Source organism: Streptomyces sp. NPDC006463 (assembly GCF_042870715.1).
Classification (GTDB): domain Bacteria; phylum Actinomycetota; class Actinomycetes; order Streptomycetales; family Streptomycetaceae; genus Streptomyces.
Genome location: NZ_JBIAHP010000055.1, coordinates 1 through 14967 on the forward strand (window position 1 = coordinate 1; position 14967 = coordinate 14967).

A 14967-nucleotide genomic window follows, 5' to 3' on the forward strand; every position below is an offset into this window, starting at 1 on the left:
AGCGGCCCGGTCGTCGGTGGGGTTCCGGGCGGCCAAGTCTGTTCAGCCACGAGCGGCGACACCTCAGTAGCCCCTCCCAGAACCCCCAGGCGACACGACCCTACGAATGGCCCGATCAACCCGCCTAGAAGGTAGGACCGACTCGGCCACCGGCACCACCCTGACCTGGGAGTACGACGATCACCGCCCGATCGCCCAGGCCGAGCACCGTACAACGCACAACGCCGCCGAAGGCCAGGAGTCCGTCGACTCCCGCTTCTTCGCAATCGTCACCGACCTCGTCGGCACACCGACCGAACTCGTCGACCACACAGGCGCCACCGCCTGGCACAGCCGGGCCACGCAGTGGGGCGCCACCGCCTGGAACCGGGACGCCACCGCCCACACCCCTCTGCGTTTCCCGGGCCAGTACGCCGACCCCGAAACCGGTCTGCACTACAACTTCTTCCGCCACTACGACCCGGAGACCGGCCGCTACGTCAGCCCCGACCCCCTCGGCCTGGACCCCGCCCCCAACCCCGCCGGCTACGTCACCAACCCCGCCACAGAGGCCGACCCCCTCGGCCTGGCGCCCTGTATGCAGGGCCTGGAAGACATGGCCCACAAGATCTCCCAGGTCCTGCCCAACAAGCGGCAACGGGAGGGGCAGACCGTCGCGATCATCGCCACACGCCACAAGGGCAAGGACGTCCTCATCGTCGCCGGAACCAGCAAGAGTAAACTGACTCCCGCCCAGCGGAAGCTGGCCCAGGAGATGGGCCTGTACCCACTCCCGAACGACCAGTACCTCCCCCCGACACCGCCCAAAGTCCCAGGCGGGCATGCGGAGCAGAACATCCTCCACTACCTCAGCCGCCTGCACAGCAAGGGCTCGGATGACTGGCTGGCTGCCCACCCACGGCGCGGTCATGCGCAGCGTCTGTCCCGATTTCTGTGCTCCCATCATCCGCATCGAGGGCATGCTCGCGGGGCCGACGTATGGTGACGACAAACCCACCCACCGGCGGCAGTTCTACTGGCCGAGCCGCTATACCCCGGACCCGAACTAGGACGAGCACATGAACCACCCCCGCGTACCCGTACGGCTGCTCGCCCATGAATCCCTGCCCGGTATCGCCGAGGCGCTCGGGAACATGGACGGCTGGCTCCTGCGCGACGGCGCGCACCGGCTCGTGACCCGGCACGAGGGCACGATCACCGTCGGCAGGGTCGGCACCGACCCGTCCCGGGTGCTCGCCGACCGCGCCGTGTGGGCCGACCCGGCTCCCGACGACCCCAGCCCGTACTGCTCGCCGCTGCCCGACGGAGGCCTGGCCATCAGCACCCGCCAGGCCGTCACCGTCCACGAGCCCGACGGCACCGTCCGCTGGGAGCACCGTCACCGGGACTGGCAGCAATCGCCCGAGGCCGCTGGCGCGTGCACCCCCGACCCCGCCGGCCGAGTCCTCCTGGCGACCATGGCCGGTCCCGTCGGACCCGATGGGCTCTCCGCGGGCGACATCTGCCGCGCCCTCGACCTGGCCACCGGCGAAGTGCTCAGCGAGCACGTCCTGCCGACCTTCTCGGCGACCTACGCCTTCCAGCAGTTCCCGGACGCACGCTCCGAGGTCCTGCTGACCGCCTCCATGGGCCAGGACGGCGCCCGTTGCCTCCTGGTCACCTACGCGGCCGGCGGGCTCGGCGTCCGGGCGGCGGGCACTGCTGAAGAACCCTACGTCGGACTCAGTGCGGACGGGGTGCTGGTCAGCCAGGACGTCGGCGGGGGATACCTCTGCCGCACGCAGGACGGCGCTGACGACGTCATCGTCGAAGCCCGCAACGTACTGCCCGATGAGTGGGTCTTCGTCGGCTACACCCCGGGCTTCGTCGACGACAACCGGATCCTGGTCGTGGCGGCCGAGGAGCAGTGGGCGGAGGAGGGCATCCACCTCCTCCTCGACGCACGCACACTCGAGCCCGTCGCCGAACTGGACTACCCCCAGGCTCCGGGAGTTGCAGCCGTGCCCCTCGGCGACGGCACCTGGCTCACCCCCGACCAAGAGACGGTGCAACGCTGGACGACCACCTGACGGGCCCACCCGAAGCTACGGCGGCTCCCCGAACAGGCCGCGAGCGGCTCCGCCCTCGCCGGATCGGAGCGGGGACGGCACCACTGAGTCGCCGTGTCGAGAGTCTGCCGACTCCCGCAACGCTGACACGGACCACGCCCTGCCCGAGATGGCACGGCAGCCCGGTCGGCGGCTGCGGTCGGTGCCCCGACGGAGGACACGGTCTTCGTGTCGGAGCAATGCCCGGCCACCGAAGTGGCGGTGGCCGGTGACCTCGCCGAGCGGCGCCAGCCTGTCGGCGACAGGCTCGGCGAGACTGCGGGATCCGCTTACGCGGGGAGGAAGAACCCGGTGATGTCAGCGAGCCGGCCGTCGCGGTGGAGTGCGGTGCTCACGCCCGCCATGGCGGGTTCGTCCTGCTCGCCGAGCTGGGTCCACCGTGCGAGCGACCGGTCGTGGTGCTCGACTACCTCGTCGATACGGAACCGGTGACCGGGGAAGGCTCCGGCGAACCCGGCCATGTAGGCGGCCAGCTCGGTCAGCCCGCCGACCTCCGTGCCCGGGTCCCGATAGGCGACGTCTTCGACCGCGACCGCGCCGAGTGCGGCAAGCCGCTCGCCGGGGTCGGCCGACCAGCACGCGGCGTAGTTCGTCCAGAGCTGCTGCGAGTCGCTCATCGCTGTCCTTCTTTGTCGGAGCCGATCGACGCCATTGCGCCATCGGTGATGGTGTGCAGTTTCGTGACGGGGGCGCCGGCCCGGACCAGCACCAGCAGGCCCTGATAGAGCGCCAGCAGCCGGGCTGCCGACACCTCGACGTCCAGATCCGCCGACAGCAGGCCCAGAGCGCGGGCGCGCGTCAGCGCGTCGGCGAAGCCGGACTCGATCGTCTCCAGCCCTCGGTGCACTCCCGCGGCGGCCTGCGGAACGGTGAAGGACTCCACCGCGGTGTTGGTGAGCAGACATCCCGGATCGGGATCGAGGCCGGTCTCGAACGTCGAGGTGAAGAACGACCGGATGCCCGCCACAGGGTCCGACGGTTCCAGGAGATGGGCGTGGACGCGGCCCTGCACCACCTGGTCGTTGTAGGCGTCCAGTGCGGCGCAGAACAGGCCCTCCTTGCTCTGAAAGACCCGGTAGAGGCTGCCCGGATGCAGTCCGGTCGCCTCCTCGATGTCCCGCAGCGAGGCCCCGAGGTAGCCGCGGCGGCGGAACAGTCGCATGGCGCGGGCCAGTACGTCCGCCTGATCCCAGAGCTGCTTGCGGCCCACCGGTACCCCCATAGTTGAACGATCGCTCACAAAAATAGCACGCCGGCACGGCTGGTCCGTCCCGCCGCTCCCCCAGATCGGTCAGGGTTCGAGGAGACTCTCGTGACCGCCGTGCCGGCCGGTCGGCGCAAGCACCCAGAGCGGTGAAGCGTCCGGCAGCCGTCATCGAAGTCGGGGACCGGATCCGGTTCGACGGTGGCGTCCACGTTCTGGCCGGCCTGGACGGGCAGCGCTACCGACTGGTCGCCGAGGAGGGCGCCAGGACCCAGGACTTCGCTGTCCTGGACCCCCGCCGGCCGGGGCGGCCGCCGCGTGTTCCCGTCCACGGTCCGCTGGACGGGCTTGACGCCGCGGTCCGGGAGAAGGCCCCGGCCTGTTCTCTCAACCCGCATCCATGATCCCCTTGCTCCCTTGAGGACCAAGGGGGAAGCGATGGACAAGGCGCGCCTGTTCCAGGACGAAATCGTGGGTGCGAGGGTCTACGCCCACGAGATCGCTGATGAGCCCTGGTGGCGCCGGGAGAAGGTCCCGCTGGTCTGTCTGCTCTGCACGACACCGGTGGTGTCGCAGCGGGCCCCGGTGGGCCGCGCCCGCAGGAACGCGCTGTTCCGGCTGGCGGCAGGCCGGACCCATGAGGACGTCTGCCCTCTCAACCCGACCGAGGTCCAGCAGAAGATTGCGCGTGGCTCCCAGGGCGTTGCCGTCATCAGCGGAGATGAGCTGCACCTCTTGCTGCCCGGCGACCTGACCGAAATCGATATTCCGACCGGTGTAGACGACTCTGCTGGGGCCGGCGGCCACGTCGGGGTGGACATCGCCACGGTACGGCCGCTGCTGCCCCCACTGATCAACAGTGCAGTGGTCATCGCCCGATTCCTGCAGAAGCACGATTTCGACCCTGCGGTGGTCGCCCGGTTCAAGGTGCGCCGCCCGGGCAAGAACACGGCGGCGGTGGCCTGGAGCGAGTTCTGCCACGGTCCGTCACCCGAGGACCAGGCCAGGCTGTACACGCGCCTGACCACCGGTCCCAACCCCGCACATCCTGTCGCCCTCTACGGCCGCCTCACCTCCATCAGCAACGACAGCCGCCACACGCCCGTCCTGCGCCTCGCCGACGCGAACGGCTTCACCGTACGCATCCGCTCCGACCACCCCAGCCTCCTCGCACCGCTCACCGTCGGCGACTACGTCCTGGCTGTCGGCCCCTGGAAGGTCTGGACCCCGAACCGGGGCAGGCCCGAACTGCAGATGTTCGCCGAAGAACACTGGCAGCTCACCCACTGGACCTACGACGACACCACCGGCCACAGCGGCCCACCCGCCTGCCCACCACCGCTCTCCCTCGCCCAGCGCACCCTGCGCCAGGTCCGCACCGCGGCAGCAGCACCCAAACCCGCACCGGGACCGACGAACACCACCGCCTCGCCGCCCAGCAGCACCTCCGCGGCCCCCCGGCCGCTGCCGACCACTTTCCACCCGGCCCCGGTTCCGGCAGCGGCACCAACGCCGCCCCCGCTCCTGCCCACCGCGACCCCGCCGACGCCCGTCACGCCGACACCCCCGTCGGCTCCGCCCATGCCGGCCCCCGCGATGCCCGAACTGCCGCCCGCACCTGCCGTGCCGCCGCAGCCCACGGTTCCGCCCCAACCCACGAGCCCGCCGCCCCCTCGCACGCGCCGCAGCTGGTGGCCGTTCGGCCGACGCCGCTGAAGATCGTCACGGCGGCGTACGGGAGGGGCAGCAGTCCGGCGCAGGCCACGCTGCACGCAGCGACGGCCGAACAGATCACGCAACGGGCGCAGTCGTTGCGCTGGATGTGCGCGAGCTCGTGTTCCACGATGTGCGGCAGGCATGCCACGCCCTCGGGGAAGAACCAGAAGTGTCCCAGTTCGATGTGGCCGAGTGTTTTCGAGCTGCGCAGGGAATGGGCGGCGCCTGCCCAGCCGAGCCGGGCGCCGGTCACTGCCAGGGTGATGCGCTCTAGGCCGTGCGTGGCGGCGAAGTCCGTGACGCGGGCTTCGACTCTGCGCATCTGTTCCGCTTCGGCAGCCAGTTCGGCCTCATGCGGCTCCCACATCCGGTCCCGGTAAACGTCCCACGTCATCTGCTGCCGCCACAGGCTCGTAAGCCCCGAGTTACCCAGGGCGGTAAACCACAGTCCGGCATATAGCCCGGCTGCGACGAGCACAGACACCAGGATGAGGACCAACGAGGCATGGCCCTGGTGACGGGCTGCAGCGATAACGGCCGTAATGAAGGTGGCAACCCCTGCTCCGCCCCACCGGCCCAACATCCAGTCCTCGACCATGGCGTTCACCGTATCCGTGCCACCGCAGGTGCGGGCTGCTTTGTCTTGCGCCGGACGCATGGCCCGGATGCCCGCCCCGTTGCGCGCCGGGTCCACCGCGCGGCGGGCACCGATGACGCCGCCAGCCCGCTCCAGGCCGGGTTCCCGCAGCGGGCCCTCCAGCGGCGGTGCCGGGTGGGCGCGACCTCTCGCAGCAGCACGCCCTCGCCCCGCCGCCGTCCGCGTCTGCCCCGGCCCCGGGCGTCGGCTGCTGCGGGACAGCAGCCGACGCCGTGGCCGGGACGAAGCCGCGCAGGAGATCGGTGACCGACCACTATGGAAGAAGCATTTCGCCGACATCACCTCAGAACGAAGCTCCACTCCGGAGCCACCCTGACTTTCCAATAACACTGCGTGCGAACCACCCCATGCGGTACCAATGAGGCAGCACGCGCCGGCGGAGCGGCCGGGGGGAAGGGGGCTGCGATGGGGCGCCCTGATGAGGAAGCTCTGCTGTGTCCTGAGATCTTTGAGGATGCTGGAGATGTGTCGGCCAGCCTAAGCGCGGCCATCGCCAGACGCTTGGAGCTGGTTGCGTCAGCGCGGGGTGGCGTTCTGCACGCCTGCAACGCGTTCAACGCCCTCTATTTTGACTACGATCCCCGGCTCCGCCGCTATGTCGCCGAACCCGATCCTGATGCCTTCGTCGCGGTGCCGATCGGTGGCTCCCTGCCGCGGTTGCCCGTGGGAGCGTTCGTCCGCCTGACCCGAGGCAACCGGGAGCTATGGGGCGAAGTTGCTGGTGTCTTCGGCGCTGGTGAGGGTGTCGAGAGGGACGGCTGGACTACAGGTGCCCAATCCGGGGCCCCTCCTGCTGGAGGCCTCGACCCACAGCGCATCGTCGTCGACACTGACGTCTTCGGACCCCTGCTCGCCGAAGAACTTGTCGAACGTGGCCGCTGGCTACGCCCGGCCGGCGGGCTTGAGGGCGGCCATCTTGTGGGCTCCGTCCCAGCCGCTGCCCAGGACATCTCGACTCGAGATCAAGCCGGTTCTTTCGCTGACTACCTTGCTGGGCCGGCACGGGCACTACTCGATCTCGGGCCTCTGCCGGGCTGGCTAGCGGGGGCGACAGGCGAGTTGGCCGAGGACGACGTCGCGCGTGCCGTCCGGGCGGCCGTCGGCTGTCTGGGCCGAATTATGGAAGGGGCATCTGGCCTGCGAATGTGGGGGCTCCAGGGGAGGTCAACGGGCGCGGCTTCGGCGTTTGCAGCCTCCTCCACAGCTCGCCACGTGTGGAATGCGGTCGCACGCCCGGCCCCTGGTGGAGGTGCTCGCTATTCGGCTCTCTGGCCTCTCCTTAGCTCTCTCTGCCGGGAAACCGGCCGGGCCAATGAGCTCGTAGGCGTCGCGGGTGTGGCTCTGGTCGTAGACGCGAATCTGGCCATCGCAGATGCGGTCACCAGCCCCGAGAACCCTCCCGGCGTCGACGTTCGTGTTGACGATATCTGGCAGCAGGGAGGTATCTGGCGGGCGCAGGCTCTCCCGGTCGACGACATGCTTGCTTCCCTCGACCCGCTCATCCCGGGGGGAATCGGCTTCGCGGAAAGCCAGGCCACTCACCAGCGTGAGGCTCCACTCCCTGGGCACGGTTCATACGCAAGCGATATGGGCCAGGTCAACGTCGTACACATTGACGACGAGCTTGTCGTAGTGACGGTAGCCCTGAGCGCAGCAGACTTGGGGAAGAGACGGCTTCCGCTGAGCCGCTCAGTGCTGGAATTGCTGCCTTCCGGCGACCTGATCTTGAACCTGCACCACGATGGCCGCCTGCTTGCGGAGGAGCAAAAGGAGCAGCGGGTCCGGCCGACTGGCGGCGCCGTTCATGGGGTCGTGTGGCCTGCAGGACTCCCGCCGGGCCTGAGACTGACCGTCGCTGCCGCGCGAGCCGGCAGGAGGCTGGTCGCCACGAGTGTCCGGCTCCCCCAGCCCGTAGAAGTTCCCGGTTTCGGCACAATCTCCTGGGGGTACGACGAAGAATTGTTTGCCAGCGGCACCGGCTTCACCGGCCGGCATCCCGCTCCGGACGGCTGGGAGCCATGGCTGCCGTCGGTAGCCCCTGGATCCTGGCGCCCAGCGGTCGCCGCTCTTGAACACCTCGTGATCGAGGCCCTCAAACGCGATGGCGACGACGGTCCGGCAGGAAGCCGCCGCCTGGACGGCCGCCGCTTGACGGCAGCGCTGTTCGGCCCGGACGTGCACTCCCCAGCACTGCTCTGGACGGTCATCCACACATGCGAGGACATGGCCGTTCTCGGCCTGTTGACGCGGGCTTCTGGCAACCGGGGACCGGATGTCTTCACCTGGTGGCCTACGACGCCCGAGGCTCTCCAAGCGCGTGCCGCCACAGAGGCCTGGGGGCAAAGACCAGAACAGTCCCTGACACGTCACTGGGTTCGCCCTCAGTACCGCCGGCTGCCCCATGGTCAACAGCCCTCGCCCGAATCCCGGCGGGACTATGCCCAGTGGCGGCTGGAGGTCGAGGGAGCGGACGCCGACACGGAGCTGCCGCCTGGCACGACCTTCGTCCACGGCCATCTCAGAGGACCAGAACCAGGCAAGCCCTGGCATCGGCATGTACCGCAGCACTAGGAAAGGCAATTTGGGAACGGATGACGAGAGTCAAGATGACAGCGAAGTCACGCGGCAAGGAAACGGAGCCCCCGGCGAAACTAAAAGGAGAGGTGGCTCAGAGTCTCGAGCGGCTCGGGGATCCGCTGGGCGACATCCTCGCCCTCATCGATTCGAAGCGGCTGGGAGACCTGCTCAACCGGATGGGGAAGACCCGCCGAACGCGGCTGCTTCAGCGTCTGCGCGTCCCGGCGATGGGCAAACTGACCCCCACCATCTGCGCTCACGCCTTGTCTCAGCTGCGTTCAGCCCGCCCTCCTGGACAGAGGCTGCTGGATGCCCAGAGTCTCGGTGGCCCGCTCAATGACAGCCTTGCACAGGCTCGAACCCAATGGCTGCACAGCCACCCTGACAGCGCACTCGACAGAAATCTCGAAGAGGCGCCGCGCGACGAACTGCTTCTGGCCGCCCTCGCATTCTGGGACGCTGACCCGGGCCAGGCGTACATGCTGGCCTGGAGCCTGCGCAACCGAGCCCTGCCGTCGTGGCCTACCGATCAGGTGACGGAACTGGCCCAAGCCTGTGACCGGCTCGCCTCGCAATGGGTCGAGCTGCATACCTCCACCTTCTCGTCATCCATGCCGCCCGCGGCTGATACCGAGGCCGGCGCCGAGCGTGAGAATAAGGCCGACGTCGATACGCAAGCTGGCTGCCACGCGGCTGCCGAGCGGATTCAACGGCTCCTTGAGAGCGCTGTCTCCTCCTCGCGACGGGCAGCGGACGCCTTGGGCTCGGGGAATCTTCCAGAGCCGGGAGCTTGGCAGCCGGTTCAGGAACTCATAGAACTGACGGGAGTACTGCGTACAGCTCTGGCGCCATACGGAGACCAGTTCTCCGCCAACCCATTGGACAGGCCTCAGGGGCTTCCGGCTCTGGAACACCAACTCCGAGAACGGGCCCACGCCCTCGGTGTCCGGGGTGACCTGTCGGCCAGCATTGACCGGATCGCCCGTGTTAAGGCCGTCCAGCCTCACCCAGCTATCGAGGCCCTGCTCAGCCAGGCGGAACAGCTCCGTTCCGCGGCAGCTTGGCAGACGAGCGAAGTCACCCTCGCGACCCTGCTGAAGGACATCGTTGGCCTCGCCGACGCCGTTGCACGCGACGACGACCAGAGCGTGGAGCGCCTCGACAGCCGCCTTCGTGGAGCTCTGCCGGACGCTCTGCGGCCGGTAGTACTCCTGGTGGTACGCGGGAAGGCAACCTTCCCAGCAGGCAGCAACGCATCCAGCACGGCCAGGGAAGACAGCACTTTCCGTGGCGGCGAATCGGCCCTCGTCCCGTCGGTCCCGGGGCCTCGGGCGGAATCGGTGACCCCTGAGGCCCGGGAAGCCGAACCGCCAGCACCTCCGCTTATAGCTGAGAGCGGCGAGACGAGAAAGCTCGACGAGACGGACGGCCTGGCTGCCAGTCCGGCAGCCAGGCCTGCTGAGGACCTGTACGACGACACATCGGGCAGCACGCTCGCACCTGGCTCCCAGCGCGATCTCAAGAGCCTCCGGGTAGCTGCACCGCAGGCCCCGAATCAGGAAGGCTCGTCCGGGCTGGCGTCAGTGCCGCGTGCCGATCTGGGCGAGAACCCTCCTCCGACGGACACGAGGCAAGCGAAACCCGAGAGGCCCGAGTCGAAGGCCCTGGTCCGCGAACACAACGACCCGTCTTGCCAGCACGACCTAGAAAAATCCGCCGGGCATGACGCACCCATTGCTGCGGAGTTCAGCCATCCACCAGCGCATGTTGAGGCCAGCACCGAGGTCCAGGTCATCGTCGACGCTCTCGCCCAGGGAGAGGCGGCCCTGGCTCATCACACTGCTCGGGCGGCAAACCGTAGAGAACTCGCCTCCTCCTTGAAAATGTTCGTTCTCGCCGAAGGTATGCGCACTCCCACTGGAGCCTGCGCGGACGCCTTCCACAACGAAGCGGCAACCTGGCAAGGCGAAGCTGCTCCGGAGCTCGACCAAACTGATCAGTTGCTTCGCGCTGCAGCATGCCTGCGGGTCTGCCTGGTCTCCGGCAGTCCCGAAACCGGAGAGGTACTGCTCCGTCTCAGTGAGTCCCTCCACGAAATGCCGTCACTGCGCACCACTCTGACCATCGTGGCGGAGACGTGCGCACGCGGCCAGCTCACCGCTCAGGTACTCGGGCCCGGACCGGAAGCCTCGGCCGGCCCGGCGGACGTCGACGTGACGTCGGTGAGCGCACATGCCCGCGAGAGCCTTGCCGAGCAGCGGACCCTCCACTTCCCGCGCGCCAACGAGATTGTGCGCGAGTGGTGGTCCGGGGACGGACTGATCGGCTCCCTCCTGCACTCGGTAGCCGACGATGACCGTGCTCGACTCGACATCGTCCGTGCGCAGCTGCTCGAGCTACGTAAGTCTGAGGCCCTGGAAAAGAAGCTGACCAAGACGGACTCCGAAAGGAGGGAGAAGTCCTCCGCCCGCCTTCAGGGCGCGGCCCGACGGCGGATTCTGCAGTACGCCCAGGAGTCTCTGGAGATTGTGCACGGATGGCTGGTGGCCGTTCAGAACCTCGCGGCGTTCACGCCTCCGCCGGTCTTTTCCCACCTGGCTGCCCGCCTGGGCACCTCCAGCACGGACCTGGCGTCCGAACTCAATGCCCTGGGCCACTCCGCAGGTCCCTCCCCCGATCTGCTGCTGAAAGTCACCGCCACTCTCACTCTCGCCTCAGTACGCCGCAGCACAACGCTCCTCACCGCTGGTAGGCTCCCCGGCCCCGAAAGCACGCCCAGTGCGGCTCTCAACATCGACTTGCTGCGCTGCGCCGCCCTGGAATTCGATACCGACCTGAACCCCCTGCGCCCCGTAACCATTGAGGACGTGTCCCAGGCGCTGGGCTGCGGCTGGGAGTCGGCGGCACGCGAACACGCCGCGGCCGAGAACTTCGACACGGCCCGTGCGGCTCTTGAGATGTTCGAGCTCAACGGAGGGCGCGCCGAGACGGTCAGCAAAATCCGGGAGGAACACCACCGGCTGCGGGTCGGCAGCCGCCAGGAGGTCAACGCCCTGCACCAGGGTGTCAAGCACCGTGCGGAGACCGCGTCCCGGCTCGGTCAGCTGCCCGAACCAGGACGCTCGCGGGTTACCTCACGCCTGCAGGCTGCCGAGCAGGCGCTTGTCGGGGACAACAATCTGGGCACAATCCGGCGGGAGTGCGAGGAGATCGTCAATCTGCTTGACGTCTACTCGGAGCAGGCCCGCAATGCGTTCCAGGCTGCCGCTGCCCAGCAGCTGAACAACTTGGGGGCCTCGACGTCTGTAGCGGACAGAATTCGTGAGCTGATCGCCCAGGGCGATCTCGCGACTGCCGAGGAGTTCCTTATCGCGGCCCGCGAGGGGTTCGAGCTGCCGACCGCCGACCCGGTCACGGATTTCGACGAGTTCTTCCCCGCTGTCTGTGAAGCCCTGCAGGCAGGCATTACGCCGGAGCTGATCCGGCAGGCGGCCAACGGCGGAAGCCACCAGGGTCTGGACTTCTCGGACCTGGCCTCGGCCCAGAGGTCACAGGCCGCCGACGCGCTGACCGCACTGCAGCAGTTGCACAGCCAGTGGGGCAAGTTCCGGGATGCGAAGAAGCATCTGAAGCTTGCCCTCCGGCTGGCCGGCATTGAGTACAGCGACGAGCCGGACCCCGGGCTCACCACGCCTTTGACTCGGCGCTGGTTCGACATCACCGATGTCAAGCTGGTGGGCCCCTGTCGGCTTCCGCAGTTCGGCTCGGATTCGGATGGCCGGTTGCGGGTCATGACGACCAGGGCCATCTCCGACGTCCGGACTCTGTTCGGCTGGATCCAGCAGGACGTCAGCCAGCTCCCTGTACTGGTGGTCGTGGCCGGAGTGATGAGTGTTGCCCAGCGCCGGGCACTGGCCAGGGAGTGCGTGACCCGCCGCGACAAGCCGGTCTTGGTCCTCGACGCGGCCGCCCTGGCGTTCCTCGCGGCCCGGGGAACCGGCCTGTTCGCCACGACAGAACGCATTCTCGCGCCCTTCAGCGCGATCACTCCCTATTACCCCGAAGCCAGCGACACACTGCCCGCCGAAATGTTCTATGGCCGCAGCGAAGAACTGTCAGCTGTTCTGGATCCGCAAGGATCGAGCATTTTGTACGGCGGCCGCCGCCTGGGCAAGTCCGCGCTCCTGAAAGCGGCCGCCGCCCGCTACCGGCAGACCAGGCACCACCTGAGCCTGTATATCCCCTTGCCGTCGGGCATGAGCCTGACTCCGAAGGATATCTGGGACCTCGTCGCCCGCAGCCTGAAACAGTCCGGCATCGCCGAGCACCGACGCCAGCGGGCCACCACAATGCATCAGGTCGAGGACGACATCACCCGCTGGCTGCAGCAGGACAAGGCGCGCAAGCTGCTCATCCTCTTCGACGAATGCGACGAGTTCTTCGACGGAGATGCCCGCGAGAACTTCGTGCATACCACAGCTCTCCGGAACCTGATGAGCTCCAGTGAGCGCCGATTCAAGCCTGTTTTCGCCGGCCTCCACCAGGTACAGCGATTCGCCTCACTTCCCAACCAGCCGCTGGCCGGTGCCCACTTCGGTGAACCCATGGTCATCGGCCCCCTCAGCCCCGGCGCCGCCTACCGGCTGCTGCATGAACCCATGCAAGCGCTCGGCATCCGATTCCAGAGCGACACCCTCATCCACCGCGCCCTCGCCTACGCCAACTACCACCCGAAGATCATTCAGCACATCGGGCTGGCACTGGTCCAGGAGACCCACAGCCGCCGTGCGCCGGCCGACGGACCGCCCTGGACAATCGACGAAGAGACATTGGAACGCGTGATCGGCTCAGGTGCCCTGGCCAAGAGCATCCGCGACACCGTTCGCCTCACCCTCCACCTCGACCCCCGCTACAAACTCATCGCCCTCGTCCTGGCCCTCCACGCCTACAAGCACGGAGTGGACCAGCCCATCGCCGGCCGCGACCTGCGCACCGAGTGCGTCGAATGGTGGCCCAAGGCCCTGTCAGCAACACCGCCCGACGAGTACCGGGCACTCCTGGAAGAGATGGCCGGACTCGGAGTACTGGCCGCCGATGCGACTGGGTGGCGGCTGCGCTCCTCTAACGTTCTCCTCCTCCTCGGCTCCCCCGCGAGCATCGAGGAAGAACTCTCCGCACAGGAAGACGAAGCCGTCACCGCGCTGTCCGCGGCGCACGCGCGACGGACCCTGCCGGACAACCGCATCAGCCCACTCACCGAAGCTCAGATCGCAGATCTCACCCGGCGCCGCAACGGACTTCGCATCGTCGTCGGACCTCCAGCCGCAGGGCTCGAGGACGTCGTTATGGCCCTCACCGAACAACAGCAGCGGGTGCCGACCCGGATCGCAACGCTGATTTCACCCAACGCGCCCAACAAATACCGAACCGCCCTGCAAAGCGGTCGAGCCGGCCGCCAGCACCGGATCATCATCAGCGACATGAGAAGGTTCGGCGCCAACGCACTGCGCGACTCCTTGGACCAGGCCCTGGCCCTGCAACCCCCCGAGGGCGTCAGCAGGTGCGTGGTCGCGCTCGTGGACCCTTCCCGAATCGACCACCTGCGGGAACTGACGGCCGCAGACGAGGAGAACACGGTCCTTCTCCAGCTGGCCACCACAGACGGACTGCGCAGCTGGACCTCAAACCAGGACCCGATGGCGCCCTACTCCGACCCGGCGCAGCGAGCTGCTCTGCTCAAAGCCACTGGCGGCTGGCCGAGTCTCCTCAACCGCATGCTGGCGCTGGCCGTCAAAGGTCTCACGCCACGAAAGGCACTCGCCCAGCTGGCCGAGGAGCTTCACGGTGTCGAGGGCACCCGCCTTCTGGAAGCAACCGGCCTGATCGACGCCGTCGAACTTCATCCGCTGGTCGACCAGCTGGTGGACTTCGACGCCCCCCTGCCGATGGAAGACCTAACGGACCTGCTCCAGACCCTTCATCCCGACATCCACCTGCAGCTGACCGCACTACGGCGGATGAACGTCCTGGACCATGTCGGATCGGAGGGCCTCGCCATGGAGCCTGTTGTAGCCGCCGCCTGGCGACGACACTCACCAAGCTGACGCCAGTCCTGCCCGTGGCGGCCGGATACCACCTGAGAACCCCGGCCGCCCACGGAGCGGAAAACGCCCGCGATCCACCCGGTGCCACGAAATGAAGCCGTCGCGGGCAGGTCAGGCGGCGCAGCCGGTGGCCCAGGTGCCGCGCGCGCTGGCGCGCGCGATGATCCGCTGAGAGTTACACCGCTGGGGCGCAGCGCTGGCAGCGGCCGTAATTCCGGCCCCCTTTCGGACCGGTGCGGTCAGCGATCCATGTCCTCGCCTCCTCAGCAGTCATCGCATAGAAGGTGGGATCCGCGTTGGAGCCTTCGAAGTCGTCGCGGTCGCTGTAGGGATCGACTGTATGGCTGTACAGGTGCAGCGTGAGGACCAGCCGGCGCCCCGCAGATCTGCTACGACCAGTGGTTATGACCCCTCGAAGGGGCGACGGGGACGCTTACCGCGTGGTGTGAGCGTTCACGTTTTTCCCCATCTCGGGTGGTTTGAGCGTCATGTAATTCCTCATCCAGACTTCTCCTAATTGGCCATGGGTACGACGGAGTTCGGGATCGAGGGACCTGGTCATCGCGGAGGCGCGTGGGCGGCCCTGGGCCTGTGGTTCGG

At 68.0% G+C, this 14967-nt stretch carries 7 protein-coding genes and 1 pseudogene; 6 read left to right on the plus strand and 2 right to left on the minus strand.

Annotated features, from left to right (window positions below; genetic code table 11):
• Window positions 1-112 precede the first annotated feature (112 nt).
• Together ACFYOB_RS40830 and ACFYOB_RS40835 are read left to right on the plus strand one after the other, a co-directional pair.
• A pseudogene (locus tag ACFYOB_RS40830) lies at window positions 113-577 on the plus strand (RHS repeat-associated core domain-containing protein); the annotation flags it as partial.
• Between the two features lie 481 nt (window positions 578-1058).
• Entirely contained in the window at window positions 1059-2069 is a 1011-nt protein-coding gene (locus ACFYOB_RS40835; protein ID WP_388569941.1) for a hypothetical protein, read from the plus strand.
• Window positions 2070-2377: 308 nt separating this feature from the next.
• Here the strand turns inward: ACFYOB_RS40835 and ACFYOB_RS40840 are convergent, their stop codons facing one another.
• Complete coding sequence (locus ACFYOB_RS40840) at window positions 2378-2725, minus strand: nuclear transport factor 2 family protein (protein ID WP_030301082.1); 348 nt, start codon at window positions 2723-2725, stop codon at window positions 2378-2380.
• The gene (locus tag ACFYOB_RS40845; RefSeq protein ID WP_388569944.1) at window positions 2722-3330 is read right to left on the minus strand and encodes a TetR/AcrR family transcriptional regulator; all 609 of its coding nucleotides are present in this window, start codon (window positions 3328-3330) and stop codon (window positions 2722-2724) included. Before ACFYOB_RS40845 ends, ACFYOB_RS40840 begins: the two co-directional genes overlap by 4 nt.
• Window positions 3331-3461: 131 nt before the next feature.
• On the opposite strand from ACFYOB_RS40845, the gene ACFYOB_RS40850 reads away from it, so the two are divergent.
• The 4 genes from ACFYOB_RS40850 (at window position 3462) to ACFYOB_RS40865 (ending at window position 14367) form a co-directional block, all read left to right on the plus strand.
• Complete coding sequence (locus ACFYOB_RS40850; protein WP_388569947.1) at window positions 3462-3716, plus strand: hypothetical protein; 255 nt, start codon at window positions 3462-3464, stop codon at window positions 3714-3716.
• A gap of 34 nt (window positions 3717-3750) precedes the next feature.
• On the plus strand, window positions 3751-5028 hold the full coding sequence (locus ACFYOB_RS40855; RefSeq protein ID WP_388569950.1) for a hypothetical protein: 1278 nt from the start codon (window positions 3751-3753) through the stop codon (window positions 5026-5028).
• Window positions 5029-7021: 1993 nt separating this feature from the next.
• Window positions 7022-8257 (plus strand): hypothetical protein, encoded by a 1236-nt coding sequence (locus tag ACFYOB_RS40860; RefSeq protein WP_388569952.1) that lies wholly within the window; start codon window positions 7022-7024, stop codon window positions 8255-8257.
• Between the two features lie 92 nt (window positions 8258-8349).
• A complete protein-coding gene (locus tag ACFYOB_RS40865; RefSeq protein WP_388569954.1) occupies window positions 8350-14367 on the plus strand; it encodes an AAA family ATPase in 6018 nt (2005 codons plus the stop codon).
• The last annotated feature ends 600 nt before the right edge of the window (window positions 14368-14967 follow it).

What these genes read in the sequence shown, in the direction of transcription:
- ACFYOB_RS40845 (WP_388569944.1), bottom strand. Translation starts at nt 3,330, where the DNA reads ATGGGGGTACCGGTGGGCCGCAAGCAGCTCTGGGATCAGGCGGACGTA.
- ACFYOB_RS40855 (WP_388569950.1), top strand. Translation starts at nt 3,751, where the DNA reads ATGGACAAGGCGCGCCTGTTCCAGGACGAAATCGTGGGTGCGAGGGTC.
- ACFYOB_RS40835 (WP_388569941.1), top strand. Translation starts at nt 1,059, where the DNA reads ATGAACCACCCCCGCGTACCCGTACGGCTGCTCGCCCATGAATCCCTG.
- ACFYOB_RS40840 (WP_030301082.1), bottom strand. Translation starts at nt 2,725, where the DNA reads ATGAGCGACTCGCAGCAGCTCTGGACGAACTACGCCGCGTGCTGGTCG.